Below are 17,983 nucleotides of genomic sequence, written 5' to 3' on the forward strand. Positions count from 1 at the left end.
CCGTCAGCGCCGCGGTTCCCACCGGAACCGCTTCTGGACAGCAAACACCGCGATCCCGATCCAGGCCACCGCCAGCACGATCGCCTTCAGGGCCTCCCCGCCGGACAGGGATCCGCTCCAGCCGCCCCGTACGAGCGTGAGCGCCGAGGTCAGCGGCAGGAACTCGCACACGGCCGCCAGCCGGTCCGGGAAGATCTCCAGCGGCACGACGCCGCCGGAGCCGATCATCGAGACGATCAGCATCGGCATCGCGGCGACCTGCGCGCTCTCCACGCTGCGGCTGAACACCGTGGTGAGGGCGGCGAGCGCCACACACAGCGGGATGCCCAGGAGAACGCCGAGCAGTACCAGTTGGGGCGCGGCGGGCGTCCCCGCGTCGAGTGCCGCCGCGCACACGGCGGCCACCGCGGCGCACTGGACGAGCCCGATCGTCACGGACGGCACCGCGGCTCCGGCGAGGATCTCCAGATCGCGCAGCTCCCCGGTGCGCAGCCGCTTGAGGACGAGTTCCTCGCGCCGTGACGCGTAGACGCTCACCAGCGAGCTGTACACGGCGAACAGCAGGGAGAAGGCGATCGCCGAGGAGATCATGACGGTGCCGAGGTTCAGCCCGGCGTCCTTCAGAGCGCCCTTGTCGACGGTCCGGGAGACGCTGAAGGGCAGCACCAGCGGTACGAACAGTGCTGTGAACAGGACGCCCTTGCTGCGCCCGAGGAGGGTGAACTCGGCCCGCGCGAGCGAGGCGAGCCGCCCCGGGGAGGTCGTCGTCGCCACCGTGCTCATGCCGCCATCTCCTTCTGCTCCTTCTGCCGGACCGGTTCCGTGCCGTCCTGCGGGTCCTTCGCTTCTCGCGCGATCCGCAGGAACGCCTCTTCGAGGGAGGCCCCGCGCACATCGAGCCGGCGCAGCTCCACCTGCGCGTCGCGGGCCCAGAGCAGCAGCCCGGTCGCGGCGCGCTGCAGTTCGTCGGTGCGCAGCCGGACGGTGCGGCCCTCCATCTCGTGCCCGGTGATCCCGAGCGGGGCGAGCGGCGGCAGATCGCCGGGCAGATAGCCCTCGGGCAGTTCGAAGGAGATGTGCGAGGGCTGCGCGGCGACGACCTCGGCGACGCGCCCCTCGGCTGCGATCCGCCCCTCGTGCAGGATCGCGAGCCGGTCGGCGAGGTCCTCGGCCTCTTCGAGGTAGTGCGTGGTCAGCAGCACGGTGGTGCCCTCGGCACGCAGCCCGCGCACCAACTCCCAGGTCTCCCGGCGCCCTTCGGCGTCGAGCCCGGTGGTGGGTTCGTCGAGGAAGAGCACCTCGGGCCGCCCGAGCAGCGCGAGCGCCAGGTCGAGGCGCCGCTTCTCGCCGCCGGACAGCTGCTTGACCCGGACCGTGCCACGGCCGCCGAGTCCGACCATCTCCAGTGCTTCCCCGACGGGCCGTGCCCCGCTGGTGCAGCCGGCCCACATCCGGACGGTCTCGGTGACGCTCAGCTCCGAGGGGAATCCGCCCTCCTGGAGCATCACGCCGATCCGCGGCCGCACCCGGTCGCGCTCGGTGTACGGGTCGTGCCCGAGGATCCGCACCTGTCCGGCGGCCGGGGCCGCGAGCCCTTCGAGGAGCTCGACGGTGGAGGTCTTGCCCGCGCCGTTGGTGCCGAGGAGTGCGAAGAGTTCGCCGCGCCCCACGGAGAAGCTCACTCCGCGAACCGCCTCGAAGGAACCCCGTTCGTCCCCGTACACGCGGCGCAGATCAGTGACGTCGATCACGCGCTCGTTGTTGGTCATGACTCAAGCCTTCCGCCGGCCGGGGCCGGGCGGCAGTGCGCGCTGTCATCGACGTACATGACAAATGTCAGAGGGCCAGAAGGAGCGGCGGGGAACGCCGAAGGCCCGGATCCCTGGGGGATCCGGGCCTTCGGAACTGGAGCGAACGACCGGGTTCGAACCGGCGACCTCAACCTTGGCAAGGTTGCGCTCTACCAACTGAGCTACGTTCGCACTGCATCCGATCAGCTCTCACTGAGCGGCGCGAGCATCAGCCTACCGCACCCCCAAGGGGGTTCGATACGCGATGCGGAGCGGGTGACAGGAATTGCACACTGCGCCTTCCCCCTGGAAGGGGGATGTTCTACTACTGAACTACACCCGCATGTACTCCGTGGGGTCCGGCCCTGCGGCCTTGCCCCTCGGCGTGCTCCGAACTGTAGCCGACCGTCGGGGGTGCAGCGCAAGTCGGTTGCCGCGAGGGGCATCTGACGGGGTGGCCGCGGGCCGCGCCCCGCCCTCAGTTGGCCTTGGCGAACTCCTCGTAGATCCGCTTGGGGATGCGGCCGCGCGGCGGCACGTCCAGCTGGTTCGAGCGGGCCCAGGCGCGCACGGCGGCCGGGTCCGGGCTCACGGCTGTGTGCTTGAACACCTTGGCCGCCCTGTCCGGCCTGCCCGCCTTGCCGTTCCGCTTGCGGCCGGCCTGGAGGTACGGGGCCAGCGCCTTGCGGAGCTGTTTCGCATTGGCCGGGTTCAGGTCGATCTCGTACGACTTGCCGTCGAGACCGAAGGCGACCGTTTCCGCCGCTTCTGAGCCGTCGATGTCGTCAAAGAGAGTGACTACGACACGCTGCGCCACGAATATCGGTCCCTTCGTCCGGCATCCCGCTTTGACGTGCGGAGATGTCGACTGTTCCGGTCTGTTTCCGGTTTCTGCCCATTCCTTTTTACCCTGTCCGGCAATGTAGAGGGAAGACCATTTAAAAACCTCCGCGTGTCCGCCCTCGTGGATATGCCAGGGTCTTTCGGTGTCTTTCCCTTAATTTTCCGTGCGGATCTCATGTCGTTGCCGTAACGTGATCCGGCTCTCGTAGATTCCTACCGTCTACGCGAGTAGAAGATTTGGGCGGGTACTCTGAACGGACCTGCTCAGCACCACACACCGGGAGTGCCAGTGGCACGCGTCGTAGTCGACGTCATGCTCAAGCCGGAGATCCTCGACCCCCAGGGCCAGGCGGTGCAGCGTGCGCTGCCGCGCCTCGGTTTCGACGGCATCTCCGACGTCCGCCAGGGAAAGCGTTTCGAGCTCGAAGTGGACGGGCCGGTGGATGACGCCGCGCTCGCCCGTATCCACGAGCTGGCGGAAACCTTCCTCGCCAACACCGTGATCGAGAACTTCACCGTCAAGGTCGAGGAGCTTGTCACGGGAGCCGAAAAGTGACCGCTCGTATTGGCGTCGTCACCTTTCCGGGCTCCCTCGACGACAGGGACACCCAGCGTGCGATCCGCCTCGCGGGCGCTGAGCCGGTCGCTCTCTGGCACAAGGACAAGGACCTGAAGCAGGTCGACGCGGTGGTCCTGCCGGGCGGTTTCAGTTACGGCGATTACCTGCGCGCGGGCGCCATTTCGCGGTTCTCGCCGGTCATGGAGACCTTGATCGACCAGGCGAAGGCCGGCCTCCCGGTGCTGGGAATCTGCAACGGGTTCCAGGTCCTCACCGAGGCCCACCTGCTCCCGGGCGCGATGCTCGGCAACGACCACCTGCACTTCATCTGCCGCGACCAGAAGCTGCGGGTGGAGAACGCGGGCACGGCCTGGACGTCCGACTACGAGGCGGGCCAGGAGATCCACATCCCGCTGAAGAACATGGACGGCCGCTACGTCGCCGACGAGCACACGCTCGACATGCTGGAGGCGGAGGGCCGCGTCGTCTTCCGGTACGTGGACGTCAATCCGAACGGCTCGCTCCGCGACATCGCCGGCATCACGAACGAGGCGGGCAACGTCGTCGGTCTGATGCCGCACCCGGAGCACGCCGTCGAGCCCCTCATCGGGTCCGGCCGCACCGACGGCCTCCCCTTCTTCACCTCGATCCTCAAGAAGCTGGTCGCCGCCTCATGAGCCTCGACACCGTAGAGAACGCAAGCAAGACCCCCGACGTCGAGCTCCCCTGGGCCGAACTCGGCCTGAAGAAGGACGAGTACGAGCGCGTCGTGGAGATCCTCGGCCGCCGCCCGACCGGCGCCGAGCTCGCCATGTACTCGGTCATGTGGTCCGAGCACTGCTCCTACAAGTCGTCCAAGGTGCACCTGCGCCAGTTCGGCGAGAAGGCCCCGCAGTCCGACGCGATGCTCGTCGGCATCGGGGAGAACGCGGGCGTCGTGGACGTCGGCCAGGGCTACGCGGTCACCTTCAAGGTCGAGTCGCACAACCACCCCTCCTACGTCGAGCCCTACCAGGGCGCGGCCACGGGCGTGGGCGGCATCGTGCGCGACATCATCGCGATGGGCGCCCGCCCGGTCGCGGTCGTGGACCCGCTGCGCTTCGGCGCGGCCGACCACCCCGACACCAAGCGCGTGCTCCCGGGTGTCGTCGCGGGCATCGGCGGCTACGGCAACTGCCTGGGCCTGCCGAACATCGGCGGCGAGGTCGTCTTCGACTCCTGCTACCAGGGAAACCCGCTGGTCAACGCCGGCGCGATCGGCGTCATGCGGCACGAGGACATCCACCTCGCGAAGGCGTCCGGCTCGGGCAACAAGGTCATCATGTACGGCGCCCGCACGGGCGGCGACGGCATCGGCGGCGCCTCCATCCTGGCCTCCGAGACCTTCGACGACGCCAAGCCGTCGAAGCGCCCCGCCGTGCAGGTCGGCGACCCGTTCCAGGAGAAGCTCCTCATCGAGTGCACCCTGGAGGCGTTCGCCGAGAAGCTCGTCGTCGGCATCCAGGACCTCGGCGCGGCCGGTATCTCCTGCGCCACGAGCGAGCTGGCGTCGAACGGCTCGGGCGGTATGCGCGTCGAACTGGACGACGTACCGCTGCGCGACTCCACGCTCTCTCCTGAGGAGATCCTCATGAGCGAGTCGCAGGAGCGCATGTGCGCCGTCGTGGAGCCGGAGAAGGTCGCCCGCTTCCTGGAGATCTGCGAGAAGTGGGACGTCATCGCCACCGTCATCGGTGAGGTGACCGACGGCGACCGCCTGGAGATCTTCTGGCACGGCGAGAAGATCGTCGACGTCGACCCGCGCACGGTCGCGCACGACGGCCCGGTCTACGAGCGTCCCTACGCCCGCCCCGAGTGGCAGGACGCGCTCCAGGCGGACGACGCGAACAAGCTGCCCCGGCCTTCGTCGAGCGACGAGCTGAAGCGACAGGTCCTCGCGCTCGTCGCGTCGCCGAACCAGGCGTCCAAGAAGTGGATCACCTCGCAGTACGACCACTTCGTGCAGGGCAACACCGTCCTCGCGCAGCCCGAGGACTCGGGCATGATCCGCATCGACGAGGAGTCCGGCCTCGGCGTCGCCATCGCGACGGACGGCAACGGCCGGTTCGCGAAGCTCGACCCGTACACGGGCGCGCAGCTCGCGCTGGCGGAGGCGTACCGCAACGTCGCCACCACCGGCGCCAAGCCCCTCGCCGTCTCGGACTGTCTGAACTTCGGTTCGCCCGAGGACCCGGCCGTCATGTGGCAGTTCGCGGAGGCCATCCGTGGTCTCGCCGACGGCTGCCTCCAGCTCGGCACCCCGGTGACCGGCGGCAACGTCTCGCTGTACAACCAGACGGGCGAGGCGGCGATCCACCCGACGCCGGTCGTCGCCGTCCTGGGCGTCATCGACGATGTCGCCCGGCGCACCCCGGTCGCCTTCCAGGAAGAGGGCCAGCTCCTCTACCTGCTCGGTGACACGAAGGAAGAGTTCGGCGGTTCGGCCTGGTCGCAGGTCGTGCACGACCACCTCGGCGGGCTGCCCCCGCAGGTCGACCTGGAGCGCGAGCGCCTGCTCGGCGAGATCCTGATCTCCGCCTCCCGCGACGGCATGATCGATGCCGCGCACGACCTGTCCGACGGCGGTCTGATCCAGGCCGTGGTCGAGTCGGCGCTGCTCGGGGAGAAGGGCGCGCGCCTGGTCGTCCCGGACGGGCTCGACGCGTTCACCTTCCTCTTCTCGGAGTCGGCGGGCCGCGCGGTCGTGTCCGTGCCGCGCAGCGAGGAGCTGCGGTTCAACGACATGTGCGGGGCGCGCGGGCTGCCCGTCACCCGCATCGGTGTCGTGGACGGTGCCGGCGACGACGCGGCGGTGGACGTGCAGGGCGAGTTCGCCCTGTCGCTCGCCGAGCTGCGCGTGGCGCACGAGGAGACGCTGCCGGGCATCTTCGCCTGACGGCTCTGCCGCTTGTACGTGGTCGAAGGCCCCGCCCGGTTCGTTCCGGGCGGGGCCTTCCCGCCTTTCTTCGGCCACGGCTGTGCTGTCAGTGGCAGTTGATAGCTTCGGCGGTGCAGGGGACCACGGGGGACGGGGGAGCGGTGCGGGTACCGGAGCGTGCGCGGAAGTTCGTCAATGTGCTGTTCTGCCTGGTCGCCGTTGTCGGCATCGGCTGGAGCGGCAAGGAGATCTGGCAGGTCCTGAGCGCTCGGCACCAGATCGACGAGGCGTGCGCGGGCCTGGTGCCCGCCGGCCGCGTGCTGGCCCTGTCCCCGGCGGGCGGCACCGTCACGCACCGGGTCGCCGACGAGGGCACCGTGCAGCTCGACAGCCTGATATCGGGCGAGGACTGCGAGATATTCAGCACCGAGGCCGGGGAGAAGTCGGGCACGAGCAGCGGCGAGCGCTGGTTCTTCACCGGGGCGATGGGGTCGGTGGTCCGGGAGTCGCCCTACACCCCCGAGGATCCCTGGGACGACCTGCTCGATGCCGGCGGCCCCTACACCTCTCACGTCTACCCGGACCAGCCGCTCGGCGGCGGCATCGCGGGCACCGTCAGTGACACCGGGGTGACGGTCCAACTGCCGTGTTCCAAGGGCTGGTTGAACGGGGAGCCGGTGGGGTCGCTGTGGGCGTCGGCAGGTCTCATGGAGCCCGACTCGCCGTTCGCCGACGAGGGCCAGCTGACCGGCCACGACCGGGCGGTCCTCGCGGACACCGCCGTGATCACCGCCAACCGTCTCGCCGAGCGCGCGGGCTGTGCCGACCGGCTGCCCGACGCCCCGGACGACATCCCCGCGCTCACCGAGGGCCCGACGCCCGCCGCCGAGGCCGACGGCACCTGCGCCTGGTACCGGAGCAGCGGTCTCGCGGAAGGGGGCGAGTCCGCCGACCAGATCCTGGAGAGCCGCACCGACGCCAGGGCCTGGGACGAGCGGTGCGCCCTCGTGTTCTCCGCGCAGCGGGCGAACACCATGTGGAAGGTCCGGGGCGACGGCCTGGACAGCGTCTACTCCCCGGACCGTCCCGGCAAGTACTTCGTGTCCTTCCACACCTACTCGGGCGACGCCGCGCGGAACGTCCGGTTGCGCAGATCGACCGCTTCGCACGCCTCGGCCGAGGCCGAGCCGGGCGAAGCGGGCCGAGACGTAGAGGAGCCGGTCTGGTGGGCCTCCTCGGTCTGCGCCGGGAAGCCCCGGATCCACACCATGACCATGTCCTTCGGGTTCGGGAGACTGGCCTCGCGCCAGTACGAGCGGATCTTCCGGACCTACATCGACGACCAGGCCCGCCGCCACGGCTGCACCGACATCACCTTCCCGGACACCGCGACCTTCGACGAGGAGTACTGAGCCGGGCTCAGCCCTGTCCGGCGACCGCCGGTGCCGCCTTCGTGAAGCTCACGGTGTCAAGCGGCCGCCGCCGACCGCGCCGAGCGGGCGTTCGCCCTGGTCGAAAAGGGCCTGAACGGCTTCGCGGTACGGGCGTAGGGTCACCGCCATGGCCCCGCCCAGGACACCCAAGAAGCGCCCGCGCACCTACGATGCCGCCAAGATCCGCACGGCGGTCCTGACCCAGTTCGGGCACGTACGGGAAGCGGCCGCGGAGCTGACGCCGCAGCAGCTCGACGCCCCGACGCGGCTCGACGGGTGGACCGTACGGGACCTGCTCGCGCACACCTCGATGGCGCTCGGCGCGGTCGACCGGTTCCTCGCGCTGCCGGAGCCCGCCAAGGCGGAGAAGGCCGCGCTCGACTGGCCGTTCGCCACGGCCGCGAACGCGCCGGGCATCGCGGACCGCAGCCGCGAGATCGCCGCCGAACACCCGGATGTGACCGCCCTGCTGGCCGCCACCGAACAGCGCTTCGCCGAGATCCTGGCCGCGACCGCCGACACCCGCGTGCTCCCGGTGCAGGCCGGCCCCATGACGCTCGCCGACTACCTGGTCACCCGCACCGTCGAACTCGTCGTCCACACCGACGACCTGAACGACGCGGTGCCCGGCCTCGACGTCCCTCTCGATCGCCAGGCGCTGGCCGCCTGCACCCGGCTGCTCGCCGACGCGCTCGCCACCAAGGCACCCGGGGGCTCCACCGAGGTACGGATCCCGCCGTTCGCGGTCGTCCAGTGCGTGGAGGGCCCCCGGCACACCCGCGGCACCCCGCCCAACGTGGTGGAGACCGATCCGCTCACCTGGCTCCGCCTGGCCACGGGACGTACGTCGTGGAAGGCGGCGCTCGACGACGCGCTCGTCAGCGCCAGTGGCGAGCGGGCCGATCTGGAAGCCCTGCTGCCGATCATGGCCTGAACCGGGCAGCCGGACGGAACCGATCGGCGGGGCGATCCCGTCGAATCGGCATGTTCACGCAACGCAAACCCCGCGCCCCCCGTTTCCTGCTCCTCGCGGCCCTGCCCGTGGCCGCCCTCGGCACGGTCACGGCCTGCGGAAACGAGAAGGCTCCCGGCTCGGTGAAGGTCGGCGGAGCCCCGGTCACCGGCGTCCACTGGACCGTGCGGAGCATGACGGTGGACGGGACGACGACCAAGGCGCCGAACGGCGCGTACCTGCAGTTCGTCTCGGACGACCGTGTCAGCGGCAACTACGGCTGCAACCGGTTCGACGCCCCGGCCACCGTCACCGACGCCAGCGTCGAACTGGGCAGGTCCACCGCCACGAAGATGTACTGCGAGGACGCCAAGCAGCGCGCGTTCGAGAAGAGCCTCGCCCACGCCCTGGCCGCCGAGAACACCGTCAAGTCCTCCGGCGACCACGCCCGGCTGACCCTCACCGGCCCGGACGGCGCCACGATCTCGCTGGTCAAGCAGCGCGACGCCCGGCTCGTCGGCACCCGGTGGACCGTCACGGAACTGGGCGCTAACGACGACGCCGCCCAGGCCCTGCCGAAGGCCGCCGAGGGCCGGGCCCGCCTCGTCTTCGCCAAGGACGGCACGGTCAGCGCCCGCCTCGGCTGCAACAGCGGCGACGCCAAGGCCACGGTGGCGGACGGCCACATCACCTTCGGCCCCCTCACCTCCACCAAGATGGGCTGTGTCGGCGAGGCGTCCGACGTGGAGCAAACGATGCGGACCGTCCTCAAGGGCAGGACGACCTACGACATCCAGGGCGACGCCCTGATCCTGACGGGGGCCGACGGCACCGCGATCACCCTGACCGCGGGCACCTGACGGCGGGCACCCGACCGCGGGCACCTGACGGCGCCACCGGCTCAGGACGGGTATGGCAGCAGCGTCTTGTCCGTCTTCTCCCACACCGCCTTCAGCTCGGCCAGCAGCGCGGGCTCGTCGGCGGCCCGGTCCGCCTGCTCGCGCCGGTCGGCCGCGAGGTCGAACAGCTGGTCGGTGCCACTCTTGCCCCGGTAGTACTTCCAGTCGCCCCGGCGCACGGCCCGCTCCCCGCGCACCCGCCAGAACAGGTCGCGCTCCTTCAGCTCCGCGCCGCGCAGCAGATATCCGGCGAGGCTGGTGCCGTCGAGCGGGTGGGCCGGGTCGGGCCGGGCGCCGCCGATCTCCAGCAGCGTCGCCGTCCAGTCCGGCGTGAAGACCGGCTCGTGGCTGACCTGCCCGCCGTCGATCCGGGCCGGCCACCGCACGATCGTCGGCACGCGGATGCCGCCCTCCTGGAGCGACGCCTTGTTGCCGGACAGCGGCCAGTTGTACGAGAAGCGCTCTCCGCCGTTGTCGGAGGCGAAGAAGACCAGGGTGTCCTTCTCCTGGCCCGACTCCTTCAGCGCGGCGAGCACCTTGCCCACCGACCGGTCCAGGTCCTCGACCATCTCCGTGTACTTCTCCACGGACCCGCCGTCGGTGTGGAAGAGCGCCCGCGCGTCCCCGGCCCTGATCTTCCGCGCGACCTCGGCGCTCTCCTTCTCGTCCCCGTCGGCGATCCACGGCCAGTGCGGGGTGGTGAAGTTCAGGTTGAGCAGCCACGGGGTGTCCCCGTGGTCGCGGCGCACGTACTCGCTCGCCCGCTCGGTCAGGATCCGCGTGTAGTACCGCAGGTCCTTGTACTCGGCGTCGCCCTCCTTCACGTCCCCCTCGAACAGGTCGTACTCGCCGCCGAGCCCCAGCTTCGAGTAGTACTCCAGGGCCCCGCCGAAGTTGCCGAAGAACTCGTCCCAGCCCGACTTGGTGGGCGAGTAGTCCGGCAGATAGCCGCAGTGCCACTTGCCGATCAGCGCGGTCGCGTATCCGGCGCCGCGCAGCAGCGAGGCGAGGGTGGGGTGGTTCGGGTCGAGCCCGACGGACCGGTCGGCGATCGGCTCGGCGAGCCCGCCCTTCGTGCGCCCCGGAAAGCGGCCCGTATACAGGCTGAAACGGGTCGGCGAGCAGGTCGCCGACCCGCTGTAGGCATCGGTGAAACGGACACCCTGCCGGGCCAGCCTGTCCAGGTTCGGGGTCTTGATGTGGGGCGCGCCGTACGAGGACAGATCGGCCCACCCCAGGTCGTCCCCCAGGATGAACAGAATGTTGGGCCGCCGGGACCTGCGGTGATCGGCGGCACGGAACGGCCGCTCCTGAGCGGACGCGGAGGGGGCTGAAACCCCGAGTGCGGCAACGGCGGCCCCACCCAGGGCAGCACGACGGGACAAGGCATGCGGAGGCATAGAAGGAACTCCGGGGGAAGTGGCGCCCCGTAAGGGGCGCGGGGAACGGCGCGAGCAACCACGGAAAACCGGCAGCCCGGCACAAAGAGGACGGGGCACGTGGAACCGGCCCCAAACAGCCCTCAGCCGCGCATCACGGCCAAGGGAAAAAGATCAGGCGACGAGCGGAGCTCACACGCAGCGACAGATGGCGCTCGCGACACGGACCAGGTCGACGTGGCGGCGCTCCACAAGGGTGACCGTGCGATCACTGAGGGGCTGCATGACCCGGAACCTTGCCGAGAGTGACGTGCCACTGTCAACGGGGCGTCCGCACTCCGGACCGCGGCCCCGCCGTGGGCAGCGACATGGGTCACATTCGGCGCCGCGACCGCCCGGCCGCCGTACTCATGGAGTTCGTGCTGGTCAGAAGGGTGGGCTTGGATCTTCGTCCAGCTTCGGACGGCACCGCCGACACCACCGCGAACCGGTGCACCGACGCGCTGCCACGGCCTGTCAACGGTCAAACCCCATGTCCCCAATTCGGACCAGTGGTCGATCACGTCTACACTCGGTCGCGTGCCACGTGGTGACGGTCGACTCAATCATGATCTGCTCCCCGGCGAGAAAGGCCCCCAGGACGCTTGCGGCGTCTTCGGTGTCTGGGCTCCGGGTGAAGAGGTCGCCAAGCTCACTTACTTCGGGCTCTACGCCCTCCAACACCGGGGTCAGGAATCCGCGGGAATCGCGGTCAGCAATGGCTCCCAGATCCTCGTCTTCAAGGACATGGGCCTCGTGTCCCAGGTCTTCGACGAGACTTCCCTAGGTTCCCTCCAAGGTCATATCGCGGTCGGTCACGCCCGCTACTCGACCACCGGGGCCTCCGTGTGGGAGAACGCCCAGCCGACGTTCCGCGCCACCGCGCACGGTTCGATCGCGCTCGGTCACAACGGCAACCTGGTCAACACGGCGCAGCTCGCCGAGATGGTCGCCGACCTCCCCAAGGAGAACGGCCGCGCCACTCAGGTGGCGGCCACCAACGACACGGACCTGGTCACGGCGCTGCTCGCCGGTCAGGTCGACGACGACGGCAAGCCGCTGACCCTGGAGGAGGCGGCCGGCAAGGTGCTGCCCCAGGTCAAGGGCGCCTTCTCGCTCGTCTACATGGACGAGCACACGCTGTACGCGGCCCGCGACCCGCAGGGCATCCGCCCGCTGGTCCTCGGCCGCCTGGAGCGCGGCTGGGTGGTGGCCTCCGAGTCCGCCGCCCTCGACATCTGCGGCGCCGCGTACGTCCGCGAGATCGAGCCGGGCGAGTTCGTCGCCATCGACGAGAACGGCCTGCGAACGTCCCGCTTCGCCGAAGCAAAGCCCAAGGGCTGTGTCTTCGAGTACGTGTATCTGGCCCGCCCGGACACCGACATCGCGGGCCGGAACGTCTATCTCTCCCGAGTGGAGATGGGCCGAAAGCTCGCCAAGGAAGCTCCCGCCGAGGCCGATCTCGTCATAGCGACTCCGGAATCGGGCACTCCCGCCGCGATCGGATACGCGGAGGCGTCCGGCATCCCGTTCGGCGCGGGCCTGGTGAAGAACGCCTATGTGGGCCGTACCTTCATCCAGCCCTCCCAGACGATCCGCCAGCTCGGCATCCGTCTGAAGCTGAACCCGCTCAAGGAAGTCATCAAGGGCAAGCGTCTGGTCGTCGTCGACGACTCGATCGTGCGCGGCAACACCCAGCGCGCCCTGGTCCGCATGCTCCGCGAGGCCGGCGCGGCGGAGGTCCACATCCGGATCTCGTCCCCGCCGGTGAAGTGGCCCTGCTTCTTCGGCATCGACTTCGCGACCCGCGCCGAGCTGATCGCCAACGGCATGTCGGTCGAGGAGATCGGCACCTCGCTCGGGGCGGACTCCCTCTCCTACATCTCCATCGACGGCATGATCGAGGCCACGACCATCGACAAGCCGAACCTCTGCCGCGCCTGCTTCGACGGCGAGTACCCGATGGATCTCCCCGACCCGGAACTGCTCGGCAAGCAGCTCCTGGAGACGGAACTGGCCGCGGGACCCGCTGCCACGGCTGCGGCCGACGCGATCCGTCGCCCGTAGACCCGTATTTTCACCAACCCGAAAGATCCCAGGCAATGTCTGAGACCACTGGTGCCAGCTATGCGTCCGCAGGCGTGGACATCGAAGCCGGCGACCACGCCGTAGAACTCATGAAGGAGTGGGTGAAGAAGACGCGGCGCCCCGAGGTCCTCGGCGGCCTCGGCGGCTTCGCCGGCCTCTTCGACGCCTCCGCACTCAAGAAGTACGAGCGCCCGCTCCTCGCCTCCGCCACGGACGGCGTCGGCACGAAGGTCGACATCGCCCGGCAGCTGGGCGTCTACGACACGATCGGCCACGACCTCGTCGCGATGGTCATGGACGACATCGTCGTCTGCGGTGCCGAGCCGCTCTTCATGACCGACTACATCTGCGTCGGCAAGGTGCACCCCGAGCGTGTCGCCGCCATCGTGAAGGGCATCGCCGAGGGCTGCGTGCTCGCCGGCTGCGCCCTGGTCGGCGGCGAGACGGCCGAGCACCCGGGCCTGCTGGGCCCCGACGACTTCGACGTCGCGGGCGCCGGTACGGGCGTCGTGGAGTACGACAACCTGCTGGGCCCGGACCTTATCCGTACGGGTGACGCGGTGATCGCCATGGCGTCCTCCGGTCTTCACTCGAACGGGTACTCGCTGGTCCGCCACGTCCTCTTCGACCGCGCGGGCATGACGCTCGACCGGCACGTGGACGAGCTGGGCCGCACGCTCGGCGAGGAGCTCCTGGAGCCCACCAAGATCTACTCGCTGGACTGCCTGTCGCTCACCAGCACCACCCAGGTCCACGCCTACAGCCACATCACGGGCGGCGGCCTCGCGGCCAACCTGGCCCGGGTGATCCCGGACGGCCTGCACGCCACGGTCGACCGCGCCACCTGGACCCCGGACCCGATCTTCGACCTCGTCGGCAAGGCCGGCCAGGTGGAGCGTCTGGAGCTGGAGAAGACGCTGAACATGGGCGTCGGCATGATGGCGATCGTCCCGCAGGACTCGGTGGACGTCGCCCTCGCGACCCTCGCCGACCGGGGGGTCGACTCCTGGGTGGCCGGCGAGATCACCGAGCGCGGCGACCACGCGACGGGCGCCGAGCTCACGGGTACGTACGCGAGCTGAGGCGCCGCGAGGCAGCACAAAACCCGGTCCGGCGTGGTGACCACCCTGGACCGGGCAAGTGCAGCGTTCGCCAGCAGCGGGTTACGCGCTGAGAACGCTCAATGTGATCAATGTATTCAATGTGCTCTGTGCTCGATGTATTACGAGGTCAAGCGCCGCGGCGCTGCGACGAAGGGCCTGACTCGTCAGAGTCGTCTTCCTCGTCGTCGTCGTACATATCCGCATAGCGGGCGTACGGGTCGTCTTCCTCGTCGTCGTCCTCGAAAGGCTCGCCGTTCGGCGGCTGATTCGATACTGGATCCGACGTCGATGCGCCCAGCTCATTGGCCAGACGCGAGAGGTCAGTCCCGCCGCTGCTGTACTTCAGCTGGCGGGCGACCTTCGTCTGCTTGGCCTTTGCCCGGCCGCGCCCCATGGCTCGACCCCCTCGGTGATGGGGCTTCACGGCCCCAGAGTCTTGACACGCGTTCATGATCTGGAACGGGCTCTCCGCAGAGAGACCGGTCCGTAGGGCTTCCACGGTACCTGAGCCCACGCCCATACGGTACGTCGCCCGCAGGACGCGCCTGTGCACAGGACCAGCCAGGAGCCCCGTCCTCGCTGGTCAGCTGCGATTTTAACCTCTTCTCGGCGGGCGACCCGCCGATCGGCGTGACTCTTCTTACGCGAGGAGCCGCGATCACCCCCTGCCGCGTGCCTCCGCCATCCGCTGTTCGGCGATCCGGTCGGCCGCCGCGGCCGGCGGAATCCCGTCAGACTTTGCGCGAGCGAAGATTCCGAGCGTGGTGTCGAAGATCTTCGCGGCCTTCGCCTTGCAGCGGTCGAAGTCGAAGCCGTGCAGCTCGTCGGCGACCTGGATGACGCCGCCCGCGTTGACCACGTAGTCCGGCGCGTAGAGGATCCCGCGGTCGGCGAGGTCCTTCTCGACGCCCGGGTGCGCGAGCTGGTTGTTGGCCGCGCCGCACACCACCTTCGCGGTCAGGACGGGCACGGTGTCGTCGTTCAGGGCCGCACCGAGGGCGCACGGCGCGTAGATGTCGAGACCCGGCTCCCGGATCAGCGCGTCCGTGTCGGCCGCGACCCGCACCCCGGGGTGCTGATCGGTGATCCGGCGCACCGACTCGGGGCGCACATCGGTGATCACGACCTCGGCGCCGTCGGCCAGCAGATGCTCGACCAGGTGGTGCCCCACCTTGCCCACGCCCGCGATGCCGACCGTGCGCCCGCGCAGCGACGGGTCGCCCCACAGGTGCTGGGCGCTGGCCCGCATCCCCTGGAAGACGCCGAAGGCGGTGAGCACGGACGAGTCGCCCGCCCCGCCGTTCTGCGGCGAGCGTCCGGTCGTCCAGCGGCACTCGCGCGCGACGACGTCCATGTCGGCCACATAGGTGCCGACGTCGCACGCGGTCACGTAGCGCCCGCCGAGCGAGGCCACGAACCGGCCGTAGGCGAGCAGCAGTTCCTCGCTCTTCACGATGTCCGGGTCGCCGATGATGACGGCCTTGCCGCCGCCGTGGTCCAGCCCGGCCATGGCGTTCTTGTACGACATGCCGCGGGCGAGGTTGAGCGCGTCGGCGACGGCCTCCGCCTCGGAGGCGTAGGGGTAGAAGCGCGTGCCGCCGAGGGCCGGGCCCAGGGCGGTGGAGTGGATGGCGATGACGGCCTTGAGGCCGCTGGTCCGGTCCTGGCAGAGAACGACCTGCTCGTGGCCCCCTTGATCCGAGTGGAAGAGGGTGTGCAGAACGTCAGCAGGCGCGCCGGTCACATCGGTCACTGTGGTGACTCCCAAGTACATAGCGGCGGTTGAGCGGATTCCCGTGCGGGTGGCGGGCGTCCGTGGTGGTGCGTGAGCAAGAGATTAGAACCTGTGCGGGCCCGCCACGGGCGCAGTGCCGAGGATCACTCTCTCGCGTCGTGGGCCCGCGGACGTACCGTCGAATCCCGCCGTGTCCCGGCGCCGGGGCGGGTGGGACGATATGCAGTGCTTTCAGGGTTTCCAGCCTTCGGGCGGGGGAGGGAACAACCGTGCCCAAGGTGTCGTCGGTGACCGTCCCGTACGCGGCGTATCTGCGCGTCTATGAGCCGCTCGCGGCGTTCCCGCAGCCGGAGCGCGGCCACTGGGAGCGTTATGCGCGCCGTGAGCGCCGTCCGTCGTACCAGGACGAACTCCGGCGCTCTTTGGCCGACTTGCTCCCCACGCCGCCCGTCGCGGTGCCGGTGCACGAGAGCGACGACGCGTTCGTGATCGAGGTCGGGGGCGTGCTGTGCGTGTGCCCGTGGCGGACCCGGCTGCGCGGCTGGCAGGCGCTCGGCGAGCTGCCGGAGCAGCTGCCCGCCCCGGTCCTGGACGCGGTGCTGCCGCCGGTGGTGCGCCGGCAGGCGGCGGCCGACTACGAGCGCTGGCTGGAGCGCAACCCCGACGCCCGTCCCTGGATCCGTACGTCGATCTGGCAGGTGCCTCTGAACTGGTTCGTGCTCGTCGCGGACGAGGAGCGGGAGTACGAGCCGAAGGGCGGCGAGGGCGGTGAGGGCGCCGAGGCCGGAGCCGCCGCCCCGTATCTGCGCTACCGGACCCCCATGGTGCAGGCCCGGCGGCGGGTGGCGCGCGGGCTGCGGGCGCTGCGCGAGGCGATCGACGAGGGGCCGCTCATCGACGGCCTGGTAGATGTGGGGCGCTGGCTCGAGGAGTTCCACCCGCGTTCGTACGTCGAACTGGACTACGGCGGTCTGGTGCACGCGCTGCCGGCCGGGCTGCTCGACGAGGACCACTCGGCGGCGGACGTGGCCGAGGGCATCGCGGCGCTGCGCTCCGGTGACGGGGACGGCGCGGGCGAGGCGTACACGCGGCTCGTGGAGCGCTGGCGTGCGGTGCGGGACCGGCAGTACGCCAACTGACGCCTTGTGCGGAGGTCTTAGGACCTACGTCCTGATCCGGGCTTATGACTCAAGCGTGACGGACCGCACTTACAGGGCTCTTGCGCCCATCACCCCTCCTCGTGCCAAAATAGGACAAGGAGTCCGGGGAGGGCTCCATCCGTCCATCTAAGTCCAACCATGGACGGATTACTCAGCATTGCACTGTCTGTGGGGGGTCTGACGACTCCTGATCGCTCTGTGACTGATCGTCACTGTGGCGTGACTGTCCGCTATGGCATGGTCCATCGGCTTCCGTCGCTGATGAACACCTGGGAGGGCAATTCCATCGGTTTGGCCGACGCGGCTGGACGGATGGTGTAGTTGTAGTGCCGAGGACAAGCCGTTCGTCCTATAACCGACTCGACCCGTGTCCGCCATATCGGGCAACGCGGGTCAAGGTGCAGAATTTAAAGGAAAGAACCGAGAAGGTTCGGTTCTCCCGAGGAGGCCGCTCATGACCGCTCGCACCCCTGATGCCGAGCCGCTGCTGACCCCGGCTGAGGTCGCCACGATGTTCCGCGTCGACCCGAAGACGGTCACGCGCTGGGCGAAGGCTGGCAAGCTCACGTCGATCCGCACGCTCGGCGGACACCGCCGCTACCGCGAGGCCGAGGTCCGCGCACTGCTGGCGGGCATCCCCCAGCAGCGCAGCGAGGCCTGAGGCATCGCATATCGCTGCATTACCGGGCGTTTCGGGTCCCCCAACCCGTACCGCGCCCACCCCTAGCTCCACTTGACGCGGGTCTGCCCCAACAGACCCCCTTCTTTCGAAGAGCCCGCTGAAGCGTCATCTCCACAGCATCACGGGCGCGTCGTCGATCGCGCTGGACTCCGCCGGGTCCAGCGCGATCTTTTTTGTGCGCCCGGCCCGGCCTGCGGCGGGGATCTGTGCGTGCTCTTGTCGGACCTTGATCGGTCCCTGGGGGATGCCTGTGAAGGTAGTGCAATTGCACATATTAAATTGAGCAGTTGTAGGAGGGGTGTAAGAAACGGTGTTTCCAAAACTAGTTCGGTGACACCCGTCACACGCCCGGCGGCTTGTTGAGGATGACACGGGTGCGCTAGAGGAGGTTCCGGTGCCTCCGT

Annotated in this window: 17 protein-coding genes and 2 tRNA genes; 10 read left to right on the forward strand and 9 right to left on the reverse strand. The window is 69.5% G+C overall.

Annotation, left to right across the window (positions count from 1 at the left end; all coding sequences use genetic code 11):
* Positions 1 to 3: 3 nt before the first annotated feature.
* The 5 genes from ACFVDP_RS17405 to ACFVDP_RS17425 all read right to left on the reverse strand — a co-directional run bounded on the left by ACFVDP_RS17405 (position 4) and on the right by ACFVDP_RS17425 (position 2,607).
* On the reverse strand, positions 4 to 783 hold the full coding sequence (locus ACFVDP_RS17405; RefSeq protein WP_383490165.1) for an ABC transporter permease: 780 nt from the start codon (positions 781 to 783) through the stop codon (positions 4 to 6).
* Positions 780 to 1,769: an ABC transporter ATP-binding protein gene (locus ACFVDP_RS17410; protein ID WP_383490168.1), complete on the reverse strand. Its 990-nt coding sequence runs from the start codon at positions 1,767 to 1,769 to the stop codon at positions 780 to 782. Before ACFVDP_RS17410 ends, ACFVDP_RS17405 begins: the two co-directional genes overlap by 4 nt.
* Positions 1,770 to 1,906: 137 nt before the next feature.
* Positions 1,907 to 1,982: transfer RNA gene (locus ACFVDP_RS17415), tRNA-Gly, on the reverse strand.
* A 79-nt stretch (positions 1,983 to 2,061) separates the two neighbouring features.
* Positions 2,062 to 2,133, reverse strand: a tRNA-Gly gene (locus ACFVDP_RS17420).
* A 135-nt stretch (positions 2,134 to 2,268) separates the two neighbouring features.
* Entirely contained in the window at positions 2,269 to 2,607 is a 339-nt protein-coding gene (locus ACFVDP_RS17425) for an Lsr2 family protein (RefSeq protein ID WP_383490171.1), read from the reverse strand.
* Positions 2,608 to 2,922: 315 nt separating this feature from the next.
* Between ACFVDP_RS17425 and purS the strand changes: the two genes are divergently transcribed.
* The 6 genes from purS to ACFVDP_RS17455 all read left to right on the forward strand — a co-directional run bounded on the left by purS (position 2,923) and on the right by ACFVDP_RS17455 (position 9,354).
* Entirely contained in the window at positions 2,923 to 3,189 is a 267-nt protein-coding gene (purS, locus tag ACFVDP_RS17430; RefSeq protein WP_383490174.1) for a phosphoribosylformylglycinamidine synthase subunit PurS, read from the forward strand.
* Positions 3,186 to 3,869, forward strand: a complete 684-nt coding sequence (gene purQ / locus ACFVDP_RS17435) for a phosphoribosylformylglycinamidine synthase subunit PurQ (RefSeq protein ID WP_383490177.1) — start codon at positions 3,186 to 3,188, stop codon at positions 3,867 to 3,869. The genes purS and purQ overlap by 4 nt, the downstream gene beginning before the upstream one ends.
* A complete protein-coding gene (gene purL / locus ACFVDP_RS17440) occupies positions 3,866 to 6,127 on the forward strand; it encodes a phosphoribosylformylglycinamidine synthase subunit PurL (protein WP_383490180.1) in 2,262 nt (753 codons plus the stop codon). Before purQ ends, purL begins: the two co-directional genes overlap by 4 nt.
* 113 nt (positions 6,128 to 6,240) lie before the next feature.
* Positions 6,241 to 7,521: a hypothetical protein gene (locus ACFVDP_RS17445; protein ID WP_383490183.1), complete on the forward strand. Its 1,281-nt coding sequence runs from the start codon at positions 6,241 to 6,243 to the stop codon at positions 7,519 to 7,521.
* 148 nt (positions 7,522 to 7,669) lie between these two features.
* Complete coding sequence (locus ACFVDP_RS17450; protein ID WP_383490186.1) at positions 7,670 to 8,476, forward strand: sterol carrier family protein; 807 nt, start codon at positions 7,670 to 7,672, stop codon at positions 8,474 to 8,476.
* Positions 8,477 to 8,526: 50 nt separating this feature from the next.
* Positions 8,527 to 9,354, forward strand: a complete 828-nt coding sequence (locus ACFVDP_RS17455; RefSeq protein ID WP_383490189.1) for an META domain-containing protein — start codon at positions 8,527 to 8,529, stop codon at positions 9,352 to 9,354.
* Positions 9,355 to 9,395: 41 nt separating this feature from the next.
* On the opposite strand, the gene ACFVDP_RS17460 is transcribed toward ACFVDP_RS17455, so the two are convergent.
* Together ACFVDP_RS17460 and ACFVDP_RS17465 are read right to left on the reverse strand one after the other, a co-directional pair.
* Positions 9,396 to 10,793 carry a sulfatase gene (locus ACFVDP_RS17460; protein WP_383490192.1) on the reverse strand — a complete coding sequence of 466 codons (1,398 nt, stop codon included), beginning with the start codon at positions 10,791 to 10,793 and terminating at the stop codon, positions 9,396 to 9,398.
* A gap of 171 nt (positions 10,794 to 10,964) precedes the next feature.
* Entirely contained in the window at positions 10,965 to 11,057 is a 93-nt protein-coding gene (locus tag ACFVDP_RS17465; RefSeq protein ID WP_343238130.1) for a putative leader peptide, read from the reverse strand.
* Positions 11,058 to 11,351: 294 nt separating this feature from the next.
* Here ACFVDP_RS17465 and purF point away from each other — a divergent pair, with 294 nt between their 5' ends.
* Both purF and purM read left to right on the forward strand, forming a co-directional pair.
* Positions 11,352 to 12,878, forward strand: coding sequence for an amidophosphoribosyltransferase (purF, locus tag ACFVDP_RS17470; protein ID WP_383490195.1), 1,527 nt, complete (start codon positions 11,352 to 11,354; stop codon positions 12,876 to 12,878).
* A 35-nt stretch (positions 12,879 to 12,913) separates the two neighbouring features.
* The gene (purM, locus tag ACFVDP_RS17475) at positions 12,914 to 13,981 is read left to right on the forward strand and encodes a phosphoribosylformylglycinamidine cyclo-ligase (RefSeq protein WP_383490198.1); all 1,068 of its coding nucleotides are present in this window, start codon (positions 12,914 to 12,916) and stop codon (positions 13,979 to 13,981) included.
* Between the two features lie 148 nt (positions 13,982 to 14,129).
* On the opposite strand, the gene ACFVDP_RS17480 is transcribed toward purM, so the two are convergent.
* Both ACFVDP_RS17480 and ACFVDP_RS17485 read right to left on the reverse strand, forming a co-directional pair.
* Positions 14,130 to 14,396: a DUF3073 domain-containing protein gene (locus ACFVDP_RS17480; RefSeq protein ID WP_383490201.1), complete on the reverse strand. Its 267-nt coding sequence runs from the start codon at positions 14,394 to 14,396 to the stop codon at positions 14,130 to 14,132.
* 264 nt (positions 14,397 to 14,660) lie between these two features.
* Positions 14,661 to 15,755, reverse strand: a complete 1,095-nt coding sequence (locus tag ACFVDP_RS17485; protein ID WP_383490204.1) for a Leu/Phe/Val dehydrogenase — start codon at positions 15,753 to 15,755, stop codon at positions 14,661 to 14,663.
* Between the two features lie 251 nt (positions 15,756 to 16,006).
* On the opposite strand from ACFVDP_RS17485, the gene ACFVDP_RS17490 reads away from it, so the two are divergent.
* Both ACFVDP_RS17490 and bldC read left to right on the forward strand, forming a co-directional pair.
* Positions 16,007 to 16,876, forward strand: a complete 870-nt coding sequence (locus tag ACFVDP_RS17490; RefSeq protein WP_383490207.1) for a hypothetical protein — start codon at positions 16,007 to 16,009, stop codon at positions 16,874 to 16,876.
* 475 nt (positions 16,877 to 17,351) lie between these two features.
* A complete protein-coding gene (gene bldC / locus ACFVDP_RS17495; RefSeq protein WP_003949541.1) occupies positions 17,352 to 17,558 on the forward strand; it encodes a developmental transcriptional regulator BldC in 207 nt (68 codons plus the stop codon).
* The last annotated feature ends 425 nt before the right edge of the window (positions 17,559 to 17,983 follow it).

The organism is Streptomyces sp. NPDC057694, assembly GCF_042799415.1.
Lineage (GTDB): Bacteria > Actinomycetota > Actinomycetes > Streptomycetales > Streptomycetaceae > Streptomyces.